The 19630-nt window shown below is 35.8% G+C and carries 18 protein-coding genes and 15 tRNA genes; 31 read left to right on the top strand and 2 right to left on the bottom strand.

Features of this window, described 5'->3' with window-relative positions; translation table 11 throughout:
- The first annotated feature begins 12 nt into the window (after positions 1-12).
- The 3 genes from ACL9RH_RS19025 to ACL9RH_RS19015 all read left to right on the top strand — a co-directional run bounded on the left by ACL9RH_RS19025 (position 13) and on the right by ACL9RH_RS19015 (position 1715).
- A tRNA-OTHER gene (locus tag ACL9RH_RS19025) sits at positions 13-83 on the top strand.
- Between the two features lie 18 nt (positions 84-101).
- A complete protein-coding gene (locus ACL9RH_RS19020) occupies positions 102-926 on the top strand; it encodes an SIR2 family NAD-dependent protein deacylase (protein WP_422694915.1) in 825 nt (274 codons plus the stop codon).
- A 3-nt stretch (positions 927-929) separates the two neighbouring features.
- Positions 930-1715: a TatD family hydrolase gene (locus ACL9RH_RS19015; protein ID WP_422694914.1), complete on the top strand. Its 786-nt coding sequence runs from the start codon at positions 930-932 to the stop codon at positions 1713-1715.
- Between the two features lie 92 nt (positions 1716-1807).
- On the opposite strand, the gene deoD is transcribed toward ACL9RH_RS19015, so the two are convergent.
- A complete protein-coding gene (gene deoD / locus ACL9RH_RS19010; protein ID WP_422694913.1) occupies positions 1808-2518 on the bottom strand; it encodes a purine-nucleoside phosphorylase in 711 nt (236 codons plus the stop codon).
- Positions 2519-2672: 154 nt separating this feature from the next.
- Positions 2673-3524, bottom strand: coding sequence for an AraC family transcriptional regulator (locus ACL9RH_RS19005; RefSeq protein ID WP_422694912.1), 852 nt, complete (start codon positions 3522-3524; stop codon positions 2673-2675).
- 101 nt (positions 3525-3625) lie between these two features.
- Here ACL9RH_RS19005 and ACL9RH_RS19000 point away from each other — a divergent pair, with 101 nt between their 5' ends.
- The 28 genes from ACL9RH_RS19000 (at position 3626) to ACL9RH_RS18865 (ending at position 19602) form a co-directional block, all read left to right on the top strand.
- Entirely contained in the window at positions 3626-4768 is a 1143-nt protein-coding gene (locus ACL9RH_RS19000; RefSeq protein ID WP_422694911.1) for an acyltransferase family protein, read from the top strand.
- A gap of 236 nt (positions 4769-5004) precedes the next feature.
- The gene (locus ACL9RH_RS18995) at positions 5005-5661 is read left to right on the top strand and encodes a hypothetical protein (protein WP_422694910.1); all 657 of its coding nucleotides are present in this window, start codon (positions 5005-5007) and stop codon (positions 5659-5661) included.
- Complete coding sequence (locus ACL9RH_RS18990; RefSeq protein ID WP_422694909.1) at positions 5658-6791, top strand: AAA family ATPase; 1134 nt, start codon at positions 5658-5660, stop codon at positions 6789-6791. The genes ACL9RH_RS18995 and ACL9RH_RS18990 overlap by 4 nt, the downstream gene beginning before the upstream one ends.
- Positions 6764-7507: a hypothetical protein gene (locus tag ACL9RH_RS18985; RefSeq protein WP_422694908.1), complete on the top strand. Its 744-nt coding sequence runs from the start codon at positions 6764-6766 to the stop codon at positions 7505-7507. Before ACL9RH_RS18990 ends, ACL9RH_RS18985 begins: the two co-directional genes overlap by 28 nt.
- Complete coding sequence (locus ACL9RH_RS18980; protein WP_422694907.1) at positions 7498-9873, top strand: hypothetical protein; 2376 nt, start codon at positions 7498-7500, stop codon at positions 9871-9873. Before ACL9RH_RS18985 ends, ACL9RH_RS18980 begins: the two co-directional genes overlap by 10 nt.
- Positions 9863-11578 (top strand): APC family permease, encoded by a 1716-nt coding sequence (locus ACL9RH_RS18975; RefSeq protein WP_422694906.1) that lies wholly within the window; start codon positions 9863-9865, stop codon positions 11576-11578. Before ACL9RH_RS18980 ends, ACL9RH_RS18975 begins: the two co-directional genes overlap by 11 nt.
- On the top strand, positions 11571-12593 hold the full coding sequence (locus tag ACL9RH_RS18970) for a tetratricopeptide repeat protein (RefSeq protein WP_422694905.1): 1023 nt from the start codon (positions 11571-11573) through the stop codon (positions 12591-12593). Before ACL9RH_RS18975 ends, ACL9RH_RS18970 begins: the two co-directional genes overlap by 8 nt.
- A 184-nt stretch (positions 12594-12777) precedes the next feature.
- On the top strand, positions 12778-12906 hold the full coding sequence (locus ACL9RH_RS18965) for a penicillin-binding protein (protein WP_422694904.1): 129 nt from the start codon (positions 12778-12780) through the stop codon (positions 12904-12906).
- Between the two features lie 571 nt (positions 12907-13477).
- Positions 13478-13551: transfer RNA gene (locus ACL9RH_RS18960), tRNA-His, on the top strand.
- A gap of 8 nt (positions 13552-13559) precedes the next feature.
- Positions 13560-13633: transfer RNA gene (locus ACL9RH_RS18955), tRNA-Ile, on the top strand.
- Between the two features lie 5 nt (positions 13634-13638).
- Positions 13639-13712, top strand: a tRNA-Arg gene (locus tag ACL9RH_RS18950).
- 8 nt (positions 13713-13720) lie between these two features.
- A tRNA-Asp gene (locus ACL9RH_RS18945) sits at positions 13721-13792 on the top strand.
- A 67-nt stretch (positions 13793-13859) separates the two neighbouring features.
- Positions 13860-13931 (top strand) — tRNA-Pro (locus ACL9RH_RS18940).
- 6 nt (positions 13932-13937) lie between these two features.
- Positions 13938-14009, top strand: a tRNA-Glu gene (locus ACL9RH_RS18935).
- Positions 14010-14014: 5 nt separating this feature from the next.
- Positions 14015-14086 (top strand) — tRNA-Asn (locus tag ACL9RH_RS18930).
- 299 nt (positions 14087-14385) lie between these two features.
- A tRNA-Cys gene (locus ACL9RH_RS18925) sits at positions 14386-14467 on the top strand.
- 138 nt (positions 14468-14605) lie between these two features.
- Positions 14606-14692 (top strand) — tRNA-Tyr (locus ACL9RH_RS18920).
- 82 nt (positions 14693-14774) lie between these two features.
- Positions 14775-14846: transfer RNA gene (locus ACL9RH_RS18915), tRNA-Glu, on the top strand.
- 331 nt (positions 14847-15177) lie between these two features.
- Positions 15178-15253 (top strand) — tRNA-Leu (locus tag ACL9RH_RS18910).
- A gap of 86 nt (positions 15254-15339) precedes the next feature.
- A tRNA-Phe gene (locus ACL9RH_RS18905) sits at positions 15340-15413 on the top strand.
- A gap of 50 nt (positions 15414-15463) precedes the next feature.
- Positions 15464-15536: transfer RNA gene (locus ACL9RH_RS18900), tRNA-Gln, on the top strand.
- A gap of 8 nt (positions 15537-15544) precedes the next feature.
- Positions 15545-15615 (top strand) — tRNA-Trp (locus ACL9RH_RS18895).
- Positions 15616-15705: 90 nt separating this feature from the next.
- Complete coding sequence (locus ACL9RH_RS18890) at positions 15706-16191, top strand: ribonuclease H-like YkuK family protein (RefSeq protein ID WP_422694903.1); 486 nt, start codon at positions 15706-15708, stop codon at positions 16189-16191.
- Between the two features lie 33 nt (positions 16192-16224).
- Positions 16225-17001, top strand: coding sequence for an ATP-grasp domain-containing protein (locus ACL9RH_RS18885; protein WP_422694902.1), 777 nt, complete (start codon positions 16225-16227; stop codon positions 16999-17001).
- 13 nt (positions 17002-17014) lie between these two features.
- The gene (locus ACL9RH_RS18880; RefSeq protein ID WP_422694901.1) at positions 17015-17560 is read left to right on the top strand and encodes an exonuclease domain-containing protein; all 546 of its coding nucleotides are present in this window, start codon (positions 17015-17017) and stop codon (positions 17558-17560) included.
- Between the two features lie 3 nt (positions 17561-17563).
- Positions 17564-17932 carry a cyclic-phosphate processing receiver domain-containing protein gene (locus ACL9RH_RS18875; protein WP_422694900.1) on the top strand — a complete coding sequence of 123 codons (369 nt, stop codon included), beginning with the start codon at positions 17564-17566 and terminating at the stop codon, positions 17930-17932.
- Between the two features lie 12 nt (positions 17933-17944).
- On the top strand, positions 17945-18967 hold the full coding sequence (locus tag ACL9RH_RS18870; RefSeq protein ID WP_422694899.1) for an RNA ligase, Rnl2 family: 1023 nt from the start codon (positions 17945-17947) through the stop codon (positions 18965-18967).
- A 44-nt stretch (positions 18968-19011) separates the two neighbouring features.
- On the top strand, positions 19012-19602 hold the full coding sequence (locus ACL9RH_RS18865; protein WP_422694898.1) for a hypothetical protein: 591 nt from the start codon (positions 19012-19014) through the stop codon (positions 19600-19602).
- The last annotated feature ends 28 nt before the right edge of the window (positions 19603-19630 follow it).

Raw genomic sequence — 19630 nt, 5'->3', positions numbered from 1 at the left:
AGAAAATATACAGAAACAATAGTTTAATAGGAAAAACATTCCAATAAGTTGAAGAGTTGCCGGTTCGATTCCGGTTTGTTTCTGTTTTAAAAAAAATAATCATGGAAGAGCTACAAGCAATTTTAAATACAATTATCAAAGAAAAGCAAGGGTATATTACTTTTCTTACCGGGGCCGGAATTTCAGCAGAAAGCGGACTTCCTACTTACCGATCCATAGACGGAATATGGATTAAAGGAACAAAATATCATCGCCCTGAAGAATTTGGAACGTTCAAATATTTCAGTAAAGAAACAGAAGAAGTATGGCAGTATAACCTTTTCTGGAAAAAGCTGATCGCTGAGGCTCAACCCAATGAAGGACATCTTGCATTGACTGAAATAGAAAAGCTGTTAGGCGACAGATTCAAGCTCATTACTCAGAATGTAGATGGACTTCATCAAAGAGCCGGAACTCAAAAAGTTTATGAAATTCACGGGAATAAGCAGAAAGTACGCTGTTCAAAAGAATGCAGCGGTCCCATTGATTTCCCGGAGAGTGTAAAGCAAAAGGAATATGACGAAGACCTTACAGAAGAAGACAAAAACGGATTGAAGTGTACCCAATGTGGAGGTTGGCTAAGGCCTCATACATTATGGTTTGATGAATCTTATAATGAAAAATATTATCATTTTGATACCGCTTATCATATATCAGATCATACAGATATTCTTTTTGTAATCGGAACTTCAGGTTCTACGGCATTACCCGTTGGCATTGTAGAAACGGTAAAAATAAGAGCTAAACATATTGTGATTATCAATCCAGAAGATGATACTTATTTTCACCATATTGTAAGAGGGATAAAAACATTGAAGATCCTGAAAGAAAGCAGTTCTTCAGCCTTACCGGAGTTAAAGAAAATGATTGAAAAAATAATAAAATAATAAATGAATACATACATTGATATTGGCATTAATCTGACCAATAAACAGTTCTATAATGAACACGAAGAAATTATTAACCGTGCCTTGGATAATGGGGTAGAGCAGATGATTCTTACCGGAACAAGTGTCCGTGGAAGTAAAGAATCTGCTGAAATTGCACAAGAATATCCTGATATCCTTTTTTCAACAGCGGGAATTCATCCTCACGATGCCAAATCTTTTAATCAGGAAAGCATTGCTGAGCTCAGGAAATTATTAAAACAGGATCATGTCATCTCAGTAGGAGAGTGCGGGTTGGATTTTGACCGTGATTTTTCTCCCAGACCAGCTCAGGAAAAATGCTATCAGGCACAGTTGGAATTGGCTATTGAAGTCAATAAACCACTTTTCCTGCATGAAAGATCGGCCTTTAAAAGATTTAATGAGATCACAGACCATTATCTTTCTCAACTGCCCAAAGCGGTGGTACATTGCTTTACCGGAACGTTGAATGAAGCAAAAGTTTATCTGGATAAAGGTTTTTATCTTGGGTTCACAGGCGCAATCAGTGACGAAAAAAGATTTAAACAGCTGGAAGAAGTAATAAGGTACGTTCCTCTCGAACGTATGATGATTGAAACAGATGCTCCTTTTATGCTTCCGAAGAACATGTCCAGGACTCAGAATAGAAGAAATGAACCTTCATTTTTACCCTATGTGGCACAAACGATTGCTCATTTCAAAAAAATCAGCATTGCTGAAGTGGCAGACGAAACTACGGAAACGACCCGAGATTTTTTCAGACTATAAAAAAGAGCTCTACTGATAAAGTAAAGCTCTTTTTTTATGGTAAAATTGTAAAAGGCTTAGTAATATTTAAAAGATAATAAGCCGATTTACTTTTATAGACTCTTTATTGCAGACTCTAAAGCCAACTCCATCATTGGTTTTAAAGCTGTTTCTCTTTCGTCAGCAGAAATTTTCTCGTGAGTTGGGATAATATCTGTTACGGTAAGAATAGTTGCTGCATTTTTTCCTAAGTGCTGAGCATTAGCAAAAAGTCCGAAAGCTTCCATTTCTACTGCAGGACAGTTATATTTTGTAGCGATAGCCGGAGTTTCAGGATCTTTTCTGTAGAAAATATCACTACTGTGAATGTTGATCGCTTTAGCGTCTAATGAAAGTTCTTTAGACGTTTCATTGATGGTATTGAAAACATTTCCCTGGTGAGAAAGGATTTCCTCTTCAATTCCCCATGCATATTTTGCGTAAGTACTTTCGCTGGCTGCATTTTCAATATTTAAAATATCAAAAAGTTTAAGATCCGTATTGTAAGCACCACAAGTTCCGATTCTGATGATGGTTTCTACTTCATATTCTGTAAATAACTCAAAAGAGTAGATTCCGATGCTTGGAAAGCCCATTCCACTTGCCCCCACCGTAATTTCTTTACCTTTATAAAGACCTGTATAATAAAATATTCCTCTGGTTTTGCTTACCAGCTTGGCATTTTCTAAATAATTTTCAGCAATATACTGAGCACGAAGAGGATCTCCCGGCTGTAATACTACTTTGGCAATTTCACCTTTTTTTGCACTGATGTGAATACTCATAATGTTATTTTGAATAGACAAAGATAATAACTTTTAGATTGACTGTGCCATGAGGAGCATCTACAGTTTACTTTTTAACATTCGTTTTTAGATAAGTCTTTGGGATTTCTAAGCTTTGAGGAGAACAAATCGAGATAAGGTTTAGAAAGAGATTCTATTCTTCAAATTGTTTCCGATATTGTGTAGGGGTTACCTTTTTTATTCTTTTAAACACCCGGTTATAATATGGAATATCGTTAAAGCCAGAGGCTATGCATATTTCCGCTACAGACAGCTTTGTTTTTAACAGCATTTGGCAGGATGATTCTATCCTGAATTCTGTGACATAGGTGAAAAAAGATTGGCTTGTCATTTTTTTGAAGAATACACAAAATGATGATTTCTGCATTCCTACAGATTTTGAAATTTCCTGTAAGGTAATATTTCGCTGAAAATTTCCTAAAATAAAAAGATGGATAGCCTGGAGTGTTCTTTCTTCTTTGTTGTCAAGAACAGGTCTTCCCACGATATGCATTTCTTTGCAATAGGAGATCAACTCTAATAAATGGATGAAGGAAGAAAGTCTTTCAATAGGATTTTGAAAGATCATAGAATACATAAGAAGCTGAAGCTTGTCCAATAATTCGCCCTCAAAAGATACTGCATTTTCATTGCTTTGAAGTTCGGAAATAGCTGAAGATAACTCAGGAAAAAGACTACTGCACTGTATCAGAAAATCATTCTCAATAACTATTGTTACATTTTCAATTTTACCATCATTATCGGATACAGATTCATCAAAAGCCCAGCAATGCGGAATATTGGGAGGGATAAGAATAATTTCTCCTTTTGAAAAATTCTCAACCGTATTTCCAATAGTTCTTACTCCGCTTCCTGTAATAATATAAGATAGTTCCCAAGTTTGCTGCTGGTGAAGAGGTACCTGCTGATCCCATGTAATATGAACATGATCAAAATGGAAAGTGCTGGTTTTGTTGTTTGGATAATATTTTAACTGTTGTTTCATAGCAGGATGATGAAGTAAATATAAGACAATGATAAAAAAATATAAGACAATATAGTCGAATAATATCATATTACTTTTGTATTGTATCATTTTAAGACAATATGAATCAATCTTTTAATCTTTCTCAATCAAGACCTCATTACGAAATTCTTGATGGCCTTCGTGGTGTAGCGGCAATTGTGGTCGTTTTTTTTCATGTTTTTGAAACATTTTCAAATGGAGATCACACCCAGCAAATGATCAATCATGGATATTTGGCGGTAGATTTTTTCTTTATGCTTTCTGGTTATGTCATCAGTTATGCCTATGACAACCGTTGGAGCCAAATGACTTTAAAAGATTTTTTCTTACGTCGTTTGGTAAGATTACAACCTATGATTATTATAGGTTCCTTAGTAGGTGCTCTTTTATTTTATTTTCAATATTCTGAAGGTTTAGGCTGGAGCAATATTGCTGTAACGCCGGTCTGGAAATTACTGTTGGTCATGTTTATCGGAATGACAGTAATTCCCGTAGGTAAAGGTCTGGATATACGGGGCTGGAATGAAATGCATCCGCTGAATGGACCTGCCTGGTCATTATTTTTCGAGTACATCGCCAATATAGCATATGCTCTTTTCCTGAGGAAAGCTTCAAAACTAGTATTGGGAATCTTGGTATTGATTTCCGCAGGAGTAACCATCCACTATGCTTTTACCAATCCTAATGGAGATCTCATTGGAGGATGGTCTATTGATGATGCCGTTCAGATGAGAATAGGGTTTACAAGACTCGCTTTCCCTTTCTTAATGGGGATTTTCTTAGCCAGAACAGCTAAATTAAAATATACCAAAAACGCTTTTTTAATAACCAGTGCTCTTCTTATTTTCCTTTTTGTATTTCCTCGTTTAGGTGGAAATACGGCGCATTGGCAAAATGCTTTTTATGAGTGCTTTACTTTGGTCATAATGTTCCCAATTGTGATTCTATTGGGAGCAGGTGGAAAAGTTATCGGAGAAAAGGGCAATCGATTATGTAAATTTTTAGGTGATATTTCCTATCCTATTTATATTACCCATTTTCCTCTAGTGTATGTATATATGGCTTGGGCCGTGAACGGAAAACATACGTTGAATGAACCATTAACATGGTTGGTAGGAATTGCAACCGTCATCATTTCTATTGTCTTTGCATATCTTTTCATGAAATTCTATGACATCCCGGTCAGAAGATGGTTGAATAATAAATTGATTGTAAAAAAATAAAATACAGTTTAATTCTCAAAGTCCAAATTCGTGTTGGCTGATCCAGTTCACATCACAAGTGTGAACTGTTTTTTTTTTTTTAAAGTTCATGGAAGCATTCATTTATATCTCTTTAAAACTTTATTGTATGATATTTTCCAACGTTTGGTAGTAAAAAAATAATACAGTTACTATTTTATTGACAATCCCTTCAACTAAAAGTTTTATTCTCAACAAAATAATTTTATTTTTGTTAGATGATGGAAAACCAATCGCCGTTTTTGGATACAATCTTTCTTCTCAGAAAAAATGAATGCATCACCCTTTTCTCAGACTTACAGGAGATTTCCTCAAAAGAAGAATCGGAGGCAGCAGATTATTTCGAAACTGAATTTGAAAAAGAAAGACTTGAATTTTTATCTGACCAGATTACCTGTGATAAAGAAACAGCAGTCTGGGCAGCAAAAGTTCTGTATCATAGTGCCCAACTCTATCTTGTCAGAGAAAATACAACCAAAAGTATAAGTACTTTAATTCCATTGTTTAAAGGACGCAGAGATGTTTCATCAATATTGTCGGCAGATCTTTCACTGAGATTTTTACCTCAGATCATCATTGCGTTAAATGACGTAGATCCGGAAGACGAACTCATAAAAATACTTGAAGATATTCTGTCCGTTTTTCATTATTCAGGAATTGGATATGATCTCGATTTTGATCTTGAAAAAATAAACTGGGAAGAAGAACTTAAAGACAAAACCTACCGGAAACTCTATCTGGAAAGAATTGTTCATAAAAAAGATTATAAACTGGCGGAAATTCCGTTCATCAATAAACTGCTGATCGCAGAATTCGGAATGTATAAAGATGCTTTCTGGAGAGAATTAAAAATAATAACTGAAGAAAATCAATGACTCAAAATATTCATAAACTCAATACGGTTCTGACCTACGTAAAAGATACTTTCGTAGGCAAGAATGATGTAGTAGACTTATTGGGAATCTGCCTTCTGGCAAGAGAAAACGCTTTCTTGTATGGACCTCCGGGAACCGCAAAATCGGCTATCGTAAGAACACTGGCCAAAACAGTAAAAGATGGTAAAAACTTTGAATACCTGTTAACCCGTTTTACAGAACCCAACGAAATTTTCGGCCCTTTTGATATCAGAAAACTCAAAGAAGGAGAACTCCTTACCAATACCGAAGGAATGATGCCGGAAGCGTCTTTGGTATTTTTGGATGAGATTTTCAACGCGAATTCTGCCATTTTGAACTCCCTGTTGATGGCTCTCAACGAGAAAATATTTAAAAGAGGAAAAGAAACCAAACATCTTCCCGCACTAATGTTTGTGGGAGCAAGTAACGTTCTTCCTGAAGATGAAGCTTTGAATGCTTTATTCGACCGTTTTCTGGTGAGAATTAATGTTGATTACGTAAATCCTGAACTATTGCAGCAGGTTCTTCTCGCAGGAAGAAAACTGGAAAACGAAGAAGAAACCGAAATCCCGGAAATTCATGCCGAGGAAATAAAAGAACTTCAGAACTTGTGTAAAACGGTAGATCTTAAACCTATTTACGAAGTATACCTGAATACCATTATGAGCCTGAGGAATACAGGCATCGCAATCTCTGACCGTAGAGCAGTGAAGCTACAGAATCTGATTGCAGCCAGTGCTTTAATTTGCGGAAGAAATGAAGCGGTACTTTCAGACCTTTGGGTGCTGAAACATATCTGGGACACCGAGGAACAGATTGAAATTCTTGAAGGAATTATCAACAGAACCATCGAAAAAGATGATCATCCAAAGTCTCATCCTCAGGCCATGCAGAACAAAACTCCCAATCCGGAAGAAGTCATGAAAGATGTGAAAATTCTTGTGGATAAATGGAATACAGGAGCGTTGAACTTCGAGGAACAAAACGTGATCAAAGATAAACTGAGATATCTGCAAACCCGTTGTGACTGGGTCAGAAACCCTGAACAGAAACAATACATTCAACAGGAAATTGAAAGCTTATGGCAGAAAATCCTTCAAAGCATATAAAAGAATTTTGGGCAGAACTTCCCCGTTCGGGAGAAGACTATCTGGGATTCATCCGGGACTGGAAAAACATTCAGATTGCTTTGGATGATGAGACGATCTGGCTGAAAGGCTTTACAGAAGAACAATCGGAATCTTCGGAAATATATCAGCTTCCGGATTTTGTTCTCTATGAACTTCGTGAAAATCTTTTGTTTAGAAAGAATGCATTGGTGCCCAGCAAAAAGATGAGAACGGCATTATTGTGGGTATCCATTGATAAGGCTTTAAAACTGACGCTCCCGATATCCAACAATAATTATTTCGGAATCCATGAAAAAGTTCAGATCAACCTTACGGAAAGTAATGAAGAACAGCCGGTAATCGCATTATTGTCTTCAATAGCCGATATTAAAGAAAGCATGGCTGCAATACCGAAATTTAAACTTGAAAAAATACAGTGGGTGATGATTGGAGAGAAAGCTCTATTTCTGGGAACCCCATTATTAAGTCTTCCGGGAAAAACATATTGGGCAAGCAATAAACATTTATTACCTGCCGGACTGGATTTTGAGTTTAAGAATCTAAGTACGCTGTTAAACCAAAAATATAACAATGAATCAGACGGATGGCTTTTATGGGATGAGAATGGGAAATGTCTTTCAATAAAAAGTTCAGATTTCCGGCCGCTTTCTATCAGTTCATTCCGTCTTACTGAAAAATCAACAGAATGGAACTAAAGCGATACTTCCAGTCTTATGAAAATTATTTCTGGGAATGGAAAACCGATGAAGATGTTCCCGGTGATGCCGGATATCATGAGAATAATCTCCTCTCTATCCCTGGAGTAGGGGCAATAGCTTATAGACCTTATGTAATAGAAACTCTTAAAGAGGTTCAGCTGTACGGATGGCCTCCATTTGGAGCATTGATTATGGTTTTATATGCGATGCAGGATGGTTATACTGATTTTGCAGAACCTTTAAGACGTACAGCAGATTTTTACAAAACACCCGATCTGGATTTTGATACTGAAGAAGCGATTGAATTCCTCGAAAAAATAAAAAACCTGCCTAATGTTTATAAACAAGGTCAAAACAGAATCATTCTGCTGGAGACGCTACTAAGCAAAGATTCCAAAATAACTTCAGCTCAGGCAGAGGCAATTTTAAACAGATATTATAAAAGACCTTATGAGCTTGCCGAAAGCGCTGAGAAAAAAGCAGCAACTTCATCCATAGTATATCGGGATCTTAAAACTCTGAACAAAAACGAAGCCTTTCCCTCTGTTCAGTCTATCATTGATGCGATGAAAGGTCTTGTGAAAGAACCGGAGCTTGATGATGAGGTCGTGGAAGAAGAAGCTACTGCTGATACCGATAGTGACTTTATAAAAGAATTGGTAGAAGAGCCCAAGACATTCCAGGTTGGAAGTCTTATCAAAAGAATATGGAGCGGACTCAAAATTCCTATGCGACATCTTTCTCCGGGAGAGCAGCCCATTGGAGGAATCTCAGATATGACCAATAAAGGAGATTTCAACAGAATGCTTCTGTCTGAATTTGCCAATGAGGATGAAGTATTCATGAATAGGGTAGCCAACAATGAGGCTCTCTACATTCAAAGAGAAATCCCACCCGAAGAAAATATTTTTGAAAGAATTATCCTGATCGATACCTCACTTAGAAATTGGGGAACTCCGAAAGTGTTGGCTTTTGCATCCGCAATTGCTGTGATCAAACATCCCAAAGCCCATTCAGAATGTAAAGTGTTTGCACTGGGACAGACAGGAACTCCGATTTCTTTAGATAAAGTAGAAGAAGTGATTGAAAGCCTGAATCAGGTAAGTCCTGTACTGGAAGTTTCGAAAGCACTGGAAAAGTTTTTCAACGAAGAACATTCACAAAAAGACATTGAAGTTTTTTTTATCACCAATCATGAAAATCTGGCGGAGAAAAACCTTCAGAAAATTATTCATGAAAATAGAGACCGGCTAAAGTTCCTGGTAACCACTGCTTCTGATGGAGAAATTAATTTTTATAAGCATCATAAAGGAGCAAGAAAGCATATTCAGAGAATAAAACTCCCTCTTCATGAGTTATGGGCCAATCCGCCTAAGCAAAAAAATGTGGTACGCAATTTCGGTGGCAAGAAAACCGATTTTCCGCTCAATTACCCACTTTTATTTCCAACTCCGAAGGGTAAGATTGCTCATTTTTTATATGAAGGTGAGTTTTTTATTCTGACTTCGAAAAAGCAACTGCTCAAGACTTACCTTTCAGATAATTATTATGACAGATATTCTTATGAGTACTATAAAACCTATCACGGTTGCGAAGTTTTGTTTGAAAATATTTCTCTGAGACGAAGCGGACAGTTTGCTCTGGCAAGAAATAAACAGCAGCATTATATACTTTGTCAGTATCAACCTGATAAAAAATTAATATCAAAGCTTAATCTGAACACGAAAGAATATTCAGAACAAAACCTTACAGGATTGAATCTTTCCAATTCTTACAAGCTGGTGTATTTTAGTAAGAATTTCTACCTGTATTACCTCGCCAATCCTGAGTATTATAAAATTAATATGGATGGAAATGTTTCCTTGGAATTGATTTCCGAGAGAAACAGAGGACTGGAGAAAAGCTGTGAAAAAGTAGACCTGGAAGTTACAAAGCTGAACGGCAGCGGTTTGAAAATTATCAGCAATTTTTATAATATAGGAATTAATGAAAACCATAATATCGTTATTTCCGGAAATGAGCTGGAAAATACCTCTAAGAATTCATTAAACCTTTATAAGAACGAGTGGGAGATGAAAATCTTAGCAGAGCAGAACAAAAATAAATTCATATTTCCCGATGGAAGCGAAATTATTGCTGACAATCGTGGAATATTAACTTTCAGGAGCAGTAATAAAGGAATTGAAGAATTTTTTATTCCTTCCACTACATTTGGACTTCTCTCTCTGGCCACGTACAGCGAATTTGGCGGAACAGAATATTACCTTCCGGAACATACCTTGTTGAAAGTGAAACCGATTGAAGAAATGTATACCCGATTTTTAGAAGCATTTATACAGCAGATTTTGGATTATGGAACTTAGAATACAACCTTTCCCGAAAAATAATTATCCGAGAAGAGGCCTTTTGATTAAAGGTACCTCACCATTGATATGGCTTCAGGAAATGGAAAATCTTGGGATTCATTTGAATGACGTACAGTCTTTTCCTATTCCATCCAATATCCCTAATGAATTGTACGGATGTTTTCTTATTTTCGATCCCCATGCTCCGCAGGAAATCGGAAGAAATGCTTACTTCCAATGTGTAGATAACCGTTTCTTTATTCCTGAAAACACTACTTTTTATCCTAAAATCAATCCTGAAGACTGGGAACAGCTGGACTCTTCTTTCATTATTATGCATCCCGACTTTGGATTGGTAAAACTATCAGATGAAATAGATTGGCTGGCTTTGATTCTGGAACCAGGAAAAATAGAAGCCAATATCAGAAAACCTCTGAACGGTGTTTCTGTTCCTGAAAAAATAGAAAGCTACACCGTGGAGATGGATGATGAAAAAGTTCTCCAGGCATTACAAGCTCCGCAAACAGAGGAAGAATGGATGAAAAATCTTCCTTTTGATCTCAAAAAAGTAATGGCAGGAAATCAAAAAGAAATTGAAAAGTATTTAAAATATATTGAAAAATACCCTGACAGAGCTGTAGAATTGGGAGTTCCGCTAGACATTATGGGAACTTCAAGAGGAGACGGTTTTGGAAAATTTAAATTTCATAGTTCATGGTTGGGGAAATTATTCGGTGGAGATTCGGAAGGTCGTTCAGATTCAACCTATTCTCAAAAATACCGTTGGATATTTTGGGTCTTTTTAATTGTTATCGGATTGGCCAGACTGTTTATGTATTTCAATAAAAAGGATTCTGACAAGACCATACCTTTTAATACATCAGAAAACGTTTCGGATATAAATAAAGATATGATAAAACCTGTTGTGGCTTATCAATCCGGTGTTACGGATATTGATATGAAGGTCGATTCGATGTACGGAGCAACACGGTATCATCTGATGAATGAACATGTTGCTGTAACGGCATTATACTATACAAAGAGTAAAGAAAATCTCTATGAACAATATCTGAAAAACGGAGGCAGACCTATTGAAAAAGTATCCAGAGACGTTGATTCTCTGGATCATAAAATGACAATGGCAAGAGATTCTTTAAGAAGAGTTTACCGCAAAAAGATTGTGAAATATTTAGCTCAAAGTGAAGAAAAATATAAGAAAAAAATTACAGATTCTCTTAATAAGATGAGCTCAGGAAAGCCTGCCGATCAGGGAATTGTAAAAACCATTCTGAAAAAGAAACAGATGCTGGTGGAAGACTCTTTAGGAAAAATTTATGGTACAAAAGAAAATATAGAACCTCCTGTTGATCCCAAGAATGCCCAAAAAGTAAAAACATTTGGAAAAGAAAAACCTTACTCGAAGCAGGACATCTCTTTTTCTGAAATTATTTGGTTAATTATTTTCATGACAGGTGTTGTAGGGTTGTATTCTTTTATCGTAAAAAGAAAATCTTTGAATATTGGCGGAGCAAATGTTCCCAACGGAATTAAAATTTTTCTTATCGTTGTTCTGGTTGGGATGCTGTTGTATATTTTCTATCCTTTGATCGAGATGTTCGGCTACAACTGGTTTGTATGGATTCTCATAATCTGCGTTATATTGCTTCTTTACCGTCTTTTTAGCGAAGACAAAACCATTTTAAAAACTGATAAAGATGAATAGGCAGAAGTTTATAGATAAATTCGTGGCCGCATTTTTTATTTTGGCGGTCATCAAGGTCATTGGGATTTTAGCACAGCTTTTTCATGAGAGTTTCTGGAGCGTTATCGGAACTTTGGTGATTTTTATCATTGTAGCTTTAATCATTTTCGTAGTTCTTACCCTTTTGGAAGATAAGGAGAAAGATAAAAGTTCCGGCGGCGGAAGAAGTAGAGCCGGCGGTGGAAATTTCTATATAGAATCTTCGTTGTTCGATAAAATCAGAAGCCAATATGAAGATCTTGCCGAAAAATATATAGCTGAAAAAGATTATAAAAGAGCAGCAAAAGTATATATCAACCTTCTGAAAGATTATTATAGAGGAGCCAGAACACTGGAAGACGGCGGATTTTATAATGAAGCAGCTGCTATTTATCTTAAAAAACTAAAAAACAAATCCGACGCTGCCATCTGTTATGAAAAGGCCAGGCAATATAAAAAAGCCATCGACCTTTACAAAGAAATGGAGCAGAAAGAAAAGGTAGGCGATCTATATAAAGAAATTAATGATCTTAAAAACGCCCATACCTATTATCAAATGGTTGTAGATGATTATACAGCCAATAATCAGATGGTAAAGGCTTCCTTAATCTATCGTAAAAAAATGGAGAAAATACCGGAAGCTCAAAAAATACTTCTGAAAGGCTGGGAAGAAGATAAAGACGCATTCAACTGTTTGAATAATTATTTCGCTAATATTTTCGATATCAACGAGCTGAAAACAGAAATTCGTGATTTATATGAAAAAACTCCCGATTACAAAAAGATCACCTATCTGGAAGCAATGAAGTATGAATTTAAAAAAGATGTAAAATTACAGGAAGCCGCCAGAAGTATTGCTTACGAAATCATCGCCGAAAAAGTAGCGTCAAGATCAGAAATTGTGAATGAATTGAAATACTTCAATCCTGACGATGAGGTAATCCTAAAAGATATTTCCAGATTTAAAACAAGCAGGAACAAAATGTTCAGAAATTAAAAGAACTTCCAGTAACACTTAAAAGCCTGGAAAAGCTGGACGAAGAAATGAACCGTTGAAAATTTTATATATGAAGCCAGCAATTCCGCTATAGAAAGGGCTTAGAAACAAACCGTTTTATCTCCTCCTATTGTAGAAATAGTAAAATAATTACAAAAAAGATTTATCTTTGCACCAGAAAATTATGACAATACAAAGAGCACATATCAATGCAGAACTATTCGGAAGTCCTTCTAATAAAGGATTATTCGGGTATGAATGGACGATATGGAATGAGGCGAAATGTGCTGACTTTGGAAATTATTTACTGTAAACTTGTAAAAAATTAATCAAAATACGACAGAAACGCCTCGATTTTTCGAGGCGTTTTTTGTTTTTTAGGTCAGAAATTATTTAGAATGAAAAAAAATAACCATAAACATGAAAATTTTTTAATAAACAATGAAACTTTAATACGATAAATAAGAGTGATAAGTAACCCAGTGAGAGACAGTCATTTAGGTATTTAAGATATCCACAAACTATTGTGGACAGGAACTTCTTATTCTGAAATTTACATTTAATTAATTGATTATCAAATAGTTGATTTAAAAATTTATTTGTGAGTTAAAAAAAATCATATTTACTTTGCAACCGAAAATTGAAAGCAACAGGTTTTCAGGATTCAATTAAAAATAATTTAGAAACAAACAAAAATAAAATGAAACAATTTCATAACATATTCAATCAATATTCAAGACTATTCGGACAAGAACCGACAGGAGCTGTGTGTATTCTTGATAGTGAAGTTGTGGATGAAAGGTGCTTATATACGTGGGTCAGCTAATGATCTCTTACGTTAAAATATATGAAGCGCCTCCCAAAAAGAGGCGCTTTTTTTTATGGTTTCTCTAGCTTATTTGGTAAAGCGCCGGTCTGTGGAACCGGAGAACAGGGTTCGATCCCCGGAGATACCCCAAAATATAAGATCCCATAGCTCAATTGGTTAGAGCGTCGGCCTGATACGTCGAAGGTTGAAGGTTCAAGTCCTTCTGGGATTACAAACAGTTCCGTGGCTCAATTGGATAGAGCATGGGTTTTCTAAACCCAGGGTTACAGGTTCGAATCCTGTCGGAACTACAATAAAAGGTCTATTGAGGTAATGGCTAACCTGCCCGACTGTCTCTTGGGCACTGCGAGTTCGATTCTCGCATAGACCGCAAAGATTCATAGAAAAGTAAGTTCCGGCTGTCTCCCGGAACAGAATATTGAAGTGAATCTGCAAAACTGGAAAGATAACGGTGGTTGTTTACCTGCCTTGGACGCAGGAGGTCGCAAGTTCGAATCTTGCTTTCCAGACTATAGGTTCCATTAGCATAGTGGTAAGTGCATTCGGCTTTCTACCGAACGACAAGGGTTCGACTCCCTTATGGAATACAAAAGATTTTGTAGCTCAATGGTAGAGCACCGGTCTGTTAAACCGGAAGTTGAAAGTTCGAATCTTTCCAGAATCGCAGGTAACTAAATGTTAATTGTTTCAGGAGAAAAAGTGAAAGTTTGTCAAGAGCAGAAGATCTTTACGCCAAACACAGAAAAACAGACAAACTTTTCTTGATCTCAATGAAAGCAGTTAGAAAGTAAAACATATCATTTATAAAATTTTAGGTAAAAATAAAGTTTGTCAAGCGCAGAAGTTCTTACATCAAATTAAAAAATTAAGACAGGCTTTATTTTTTTTAGAAATGGCAATAAATGGAAGTTAAAATGATTACAGGGAGATCATCTATGAATGATCATTGAGAACTAATAACCTGATGGTTCGCCGAAGTGGAAGAGTCGGGGCGGTCTGCAAAACCGTTGCATAAGCTGAGTGGGTTTGAATCCCATAACCATCTCAATAATCCTTTATTAAGAAAGAAAAAGGCTGTCGAGCGCAGAAGATCTTTAATTAAACATTCAATAAAGACAGACCTTTTCTTTTTAAAACAGGGAAATGAGTGAATAGTAAAAATTATTAATAACTCATGAAATCCGGAAGTACGCCGAAGTTGGAGAGTCGGGGCAGACTGTAAATCTGTTGCTTCATTGCTGAGTAGGTTCGAATCCTACTACTTCCACCATACCTACTGATAATGTAATGGCAGCATGCAGGAAATGTACTCTTGTTGTTTAGGTTCGATTCCTAGTCGGTTGGTTTTTATTGCTCTATTCGTCTAACGGTCAGGACGCCTGCCTTTCGAGCAGAAAACAAGGGTTCGATTCCCTTATAGAGTACAGATGTGAATGAACTGGTCAATCCTGAATTGATAATAATACCATGAAAGTTCAAATGTAAAAAATGAATTGGCCAGTTATCACTCACAAAAAATAAGAGAAGAGAAAAAAGGTCTGTCGAGCGTAGGAGATCTTTAGTCAATAAAAATAATGACAGCCTTTTTTTCTGAACATCAAAAAATGAATAGTAGAATTAGGCAATGAGAAAGGTTTGTCAAGAGCAGAAGATCTTTCAAACAAAAGCAGGCATAGTTTATAAATATAGACAGAGCTTTCTCAAACCTAAAATAATAAGTACTCATAAAAACAGTAATGATTACTTATAAAAACTGCGGGAATGGTGGAATGGTAGACACTCCTGATTTAGGATCAGGCTTCTGGGGGTTCGAGTCCCTCTTTCCGTACCAGAATATAAATAATGAGTATTGAGTAATGATACTGACGGCAGATTGCCATATTACTCATAACCAATTACTCATTACTTATAATATCAGGAAGAGTGGTGTACAAGGTGTTGCACGCTAGTCTGAAAAACTAGAGGTACAGGTTCAATTCCTGTCTGTTCCACAAAACATACAATAAGCAATCAGTACGCTTACAAATGTTTTCAATATATCTGATTCATAGTGTAATTGGCCAGCATACAAGACTTTGACTCTTGTTGTTCAGGTTCGAGTCCTGATGAATCAACTCTATTTACTCTGATATTGTAATGGTAGCATCTCAGTCTCCAAAACTGATAGTACTGGTTCGAGTCCGGTTCGGAGTGCAAAAAATGAATAGTCGATAATGAATTTAACTAACGACGATTCATCGTTCAAGAATTAATTTAAAACGAAATTTAAAACATGTAGAAAAAATGGAAACGCAACAACAAACATGGCAGAATATGAATGGAAAAATTTTCCAGGACTCTATCACACAGCTGGTAGAAAAAGCCATTATCCGCGAACAGGCAGACGGACACCGTCTTAAAGTGTGTGTGGGATCAGATTCCCATGTATACGGAGATGCCATCAACTATGCTACGGCAGTAGTGTTTATTCGTGAAGGAAAAGGAGCGTTTACCTTTATTAGAAAAGAAAGAGAAATACAGAATATCAGTATCAAAGAGCGAATGTTGAATGAGGTAAACAAATCCGTAGAAATCGCATACGCTATCTGTTCTGTGTTGGATACTTATGGTGTGGAAATGGAGGTACACGCAGACATTAATACCGACCCGGATTTCAAATCCAATGTGGCTCTGAAAGATGCCATGGGATATATTCTGGGAATGGGATATGTGTTTAAAGCTAAGCCTTTTGCTTTCGCAAGTTCCAACTGTGCTGATATGATGGTATAAACCTAAATCAATAATAAAAATAAACTAATAACCATGTTTTTTTTAGTTCAGGCTAATGTGTATTTAGACCCCGATCATTACAAAATTTTTGAAGCTTTGGAAGAATTAAATATTGACTATGAAGTTATTAATATTCATCCATCTGCAGAAAAAATAGATTTCGAAACAGATCGAAAAGACGTTTTTGTATATGGTTCTGTAACCATTGCACGATTGGCTAAGCAGAATGCACATTGGTTTCCCGGTTCTTTTTATGGAGGTAATCATCTGTATGAAGTATATTCTCAATTTTATGGTGAAAATCTACTTAATCACAAGATTTCTGTTCATAAGATTTCAGAAGAACTAAGTTGGGGAACAGATGAAAAAAAATTCATCAAGCCTTACGATGAAGCAAAGATTTTTACCGGAAAAGTATTTACGGAAATAGAATGGAAAGATTTTGTTTTTGAAGCTTTGGAAAATCAATCAAACAGAATTACAGAACAATCTTTAATTCAGATTTCAGAAGCTAAAGATACCTTAAAGGAAGCCAGACTTTGGATTATAGATGGAAAAATTATACATGCCGGATATTATAAATTTAATGATAATACTCCTTTTGAAGAAAAAGTTTCAGAAGAAGGATTGATTTTCGCTAAAGATATGATTCAGCTTTACAACCTTGAAAAAGCCTTTGTAATGGATATTTGCTTAACCGGTGAAGGCTGGAAAATTGTAGAAATAAACTGTATCAACAGTTCGGGATTTTATCCTAATACGAACGTGAAAAGTGTAATCAAAGCATTGAATATCTACTTTTCCAATTAAAACAGCGATTAAAATGTTTTTATACGATAAAGTAATAGTCATAGATATTGAAGCTACCTGTTGGGAAAAGGGAAAAATTCCCGAAAATCAGAAACCGGAAATCATTGAAATTGGAATCTGTAAACTCAATATGAAAGACGGAAGTATCGAAGATAAAAGAAGCTATCTGATAAAACCTGCACAATCTGAAGTAAGCGACTATTGTACACAACTTACAGGAATTACTTCAGAAAAGCTGGAAAAAGAAGGCGTTTTATTTAAAGAGGCCTGTTCAAACATAAAAAACAGATATAACTCTTTGAGAAGAACCTATGCTGGTTATGGAGAATTTGACAAATCCATTTTTGAAAGCCAGTGTAAAGAATTGAATGTGAAATTTCCTTTCAGTGAAACCTATCTTGATTTGAAAGTGCTGCTGACGTTGATGCATGGTGAAAAACCTATTGGACTGTTGAAAGAACTTCATACAAGAAATATGGAATTTGAAGGGATGCCCCATAATGGTGCAGATGATGCAATGAACACCGCAAGATTACTGTATCATGTTTTAAAAAAATAACTCATGGAACTTACAAAAAGATTATTGTTTCTGGATGATATAAGATATCCCATTGAGGCTTATCATTACACGAAACAGGACATTTTCCTCAGAAGTGACTGGCATATCGTTAGAAATTTCGAACAGTTTGTCAACAGGATTTTGAAAAAAGGACTTCCGGAAATGATCTCTTTTGACCATGATCTTGCAGACGAACATTACCTAAAGGCTTCCAACGAATATGTTGAAAAAACAGGTTATGATTGTGCAAAATGGCTGGTAGAATATTGTATGGAGAACTATTTAGATTTACCCAAATTCTATTGCCATTCCATGAATCCTGTAGGAAAGAAAAATATTGAAAGCCTTTTGGAAAACTTCAAAAACTATTAAAAAATTAAAGAAATGATTTTCAAAACATATAATGCTATAGAAAATGCTTACCAGGCCAGGGTAATCGATCAGATCAGGTTACAGGGCTTTGGAGATGAGGTTTTCATCGTACAGGAAAAAGTTCATGGAGCTAACTTTTCCTTTTTTACCGATGGAAAGGAAATTAAAATAGCAAAGAGAACAGCTTTCATTGAAAAGGATGAAAAATTTTTCAATGCCCATCAGATCTTGGAACGTTACAGAAAAAATGTAATACAAATGTTTCAAAAAGTGAAAGCATTGTATCCGGATGTTGAAACTGTTGTGATCTATGGTGAATTGTTCGGTGGCGGCTATAAACATAAAGAAGTAGAACCTGTAGAAGGTGCTGTAAAAGTTCAGAAAGGTATTGAATATGCACCTTACAACGAATTTTATGCCTTCGATATTAAGTTGAATGGAGCCACCTATCTGGATACCGATATCATCAACCCAATTTTCGAAGAAACCGGATTTTTCTATGCAAAAACCTTATTTCAGGGAACTTTGGATGAAGCGTTGAAATTCCCGAATGTTTTCAATTCTAAAATTCCAACCTGGTTAGAGCTACCGGAATTGAACAATATGTGTGAAGGAACCATTATCAAAACTTTGAAAACCCGTTATTTTGGAAATGGAGCCAGAGTTATTCTTAAAAATAAGAATGAAAAATGGATCGAAAAGTCCAAAGTAGTAAGAAAACAGAATAAAACCGTTCAAAAACAGATCCAATTCAGCGAAACAGCTCAGAATACCTGGGACGAAATCCAGAAGTATGCAACTGTAAATCGTTTGAATAACGTTTTGAGCAAAATAGGTGAGTTTGAACCTAAAATGGTAGGAAAGGTGATTGGCCTTTTTGCACAGGATATTTTGGAGGATTTTGAAAAAGATTTCCCAGCCGCTTTCACTGTTATTGAGAAAGAAGAGCATAAAAGAATCAACAAAAAGTTGAATTCTTTAGTGATAGACATTGTTAAAGAAGAATTAATTTCAGCAAAAGCAGTGCAGAGGTAACAATACCAATGGATGAAGAACTTTTGCCGCTAAAACAATTAAAAATGAAAAAGATAAGTACATTATTCAAAAAAGATATAAATAATTTAGGAAGAGTTATTAACGAAATTAATCCTGAAAACAATTGGGTTTTTGATGGAAACGCTATTGCTACACAAAAGTTTGATGGTTCTGCATGCGCAGTGATCAACGGTAAATTATTCAAAAGATACGATGCCAAAAAAGGTAAAACAGCCCCTGAAGGCGCAATTCCATGTCAGGAAGCAGACCTTATTACAGGCCATCATCCGCATTGGGTAGAGTGTAGTATGTCGAAAAAAGATGATCAATACTTCTGGGAAGGCTTCAATGCTTTGGCTGCATCAGGCAAGGTGGAAGATGGTACTTACGAACTTATCGGTGAGAAAGTACAAGGCAATCCTGAAAATATTAAAGGTAATTTACTCGTAAAACATGGCCATAATATTCTTAGTTTAGAAAGCTTGGATTTTGAGTTTATCAAAAACTTTTTAAGCAATGCTGAGAATAATATGGAAGGTATTGTTTTTCATCATACAGCAGACAACCGTATGTGTAAGATCAGGAAATCTGACTTTGGTGTACGTAGAAAAGCGATAAAAGAACCTATTGTTTAAAATAGAAATTAAGTTTCGGTAATTCATT

The sequence above is a fragment of the Chryseobacterium sp. Mn2064 genome (assembly GCF_049319685.1).
In the GTDB taxonomy this organism is placed as follows: Bacteria; Bacteroidota; Bacteroidia; order Flavobacteriales; family Weeksellaceae; genus Chryseobacterium.
Note: the sequence above shows the minus strand (reverse complement) of the source record. Positions and strands in the feature narration are given on the sequence as shown.

What these genes read in the sequence shown, in the direction of transcription:
- ACL9RH_RS19020 (WP_422694915.1), top strand. Translation starts at nt 102, where the DNA reads ATGGAAGAGCTACAAGCAATTTTAAATACAATTATCAAAGAAAAGCAA.
- ACL9RH_RS19015 (WP_422694914.1), top strand. Translation starts at nt 930, where the DNA reads ATGAATACATACATTGATATTGGCATTAATCTGACCAATAAACAGTTC.
- deoD (WP_422694913.1), bottom strand. Translation starts at nt 2,518, where the DNA reads ATGAGTATTCACATCAGTGCAAAAAAAGGTGAAATTGCCAAAGTAGTA.
- ACL9RH_RS19005 (WP_422694912.1), bottom strand. Translation starts at nt 3,524, where the DNA reads ATGAAACAACAGTTAAAATATTATCCAAACAACAAAACCAGCACTTTC.
- ACL9RH_RS19000 (WP_422694911.1), top strand. Translation starts at nt 3,626, where the DNA reads ATGAATCAATCTTTTAATCTTTCTCAATCAAGACCTCATTACGAAATT.
- ACL9RH_RS18995 (WP_422694910.1), top strand. Translation starts at nt 5,005, where the DNA reads ATGATGGAAAACCAATCGCCGTTTTTGGATACAATCTTTCTTCTCAGA.
- ACL9RH_RS18990 (WP_422694909.1), top strand. Translation starts at nt 5,658, where the DNA reads ATGACTCAAAATATTCATAAACTCAATACGGTTCTGACCTACGTAAAA.
- ACL9RH_RS18985 (WP_422694908.1), top strand. Translation starts at nt 6,764, where the DNA reads ATGGCAGAAAATCCTTCAAAGCATATAAAAGAATTTTGGGCAGAACTT.
- ACL9RH_RS18980 (WP_422694907.1), top strand. Translation starts at nt 7,498, where the DNA reads ATGGAACTAAAGCGATACTTCCAGTCTTATGAAAATTATTTCTGGGAA.
- ACL9RH_RS18975 (WP_422694906.1), top strand. Translation starts at nt 9,863, where the DNA reads ATGGAACTTAGAATACAACCTTTCCCGAAAAATAATTATCCGAGAAGA.
- ACL9RH_RS18970 (WP_422694905.1), top strand. Translation starts at nt 11,571, where the DNA reads ATGAATAGGCAGAAGTTTATAGATAAATTCGTGGCCGCATTTTTTATT.
- ACL9RH_RS18965 (WP_422694904.1), top strand. Translation starts at nt 12,778, where the DNA reads ATGACAATACAAAGAGCACATATCAATGCAGAACTATTCGGAAGTCCT.
- ACL9RH_RS18890 (WP_422694903.1), top strand. Translation starts at nt 15,706, where the DNA reads ATGGAAACGCAACAACAAACATGGCAGAATATGAATGGAAAAATTTTC.
- ACL9RH_RS18885 (WP_422694902.1), top strand. Translation starts at nt 16,225, where the DNA reads ATGTTTTTTTTAGTTCAGGCTAATGTGTATTTAGACCCCGATCATTAC.
- ACL9RH_RS18880 (WP_422694901.1), top strand. Translation starts at nt 17,015, where the DNA reads ATGTTTTTATACGATAAAGTAATAGTCATAGATATTGAAGCTACCTGT.
- ACL9RH_RS18875 (WP_422694900.1), top strand. Translation starts at nt 17,564, where the DNA reads ATGGAACTTACAAAAAGATTATTGTTTCTGGATGATATAAGATATCCC.
- ACL9RH_RS18870 (WP_422694899.1), top strand. Translation starts at nt 17,945, where the DNA reads ATGATTTTCAAAACATATAATGCTATAGAAAATGCTTACCAGGCCAGG.
- ACL9RH_RS18865 (WP_422694898.1), top strand. Translation starts at nt 19,012, where the DNA reads ATGAAAAAGATAAGTACATTATTCAAAAAAGATATAAATAATTTAGGA.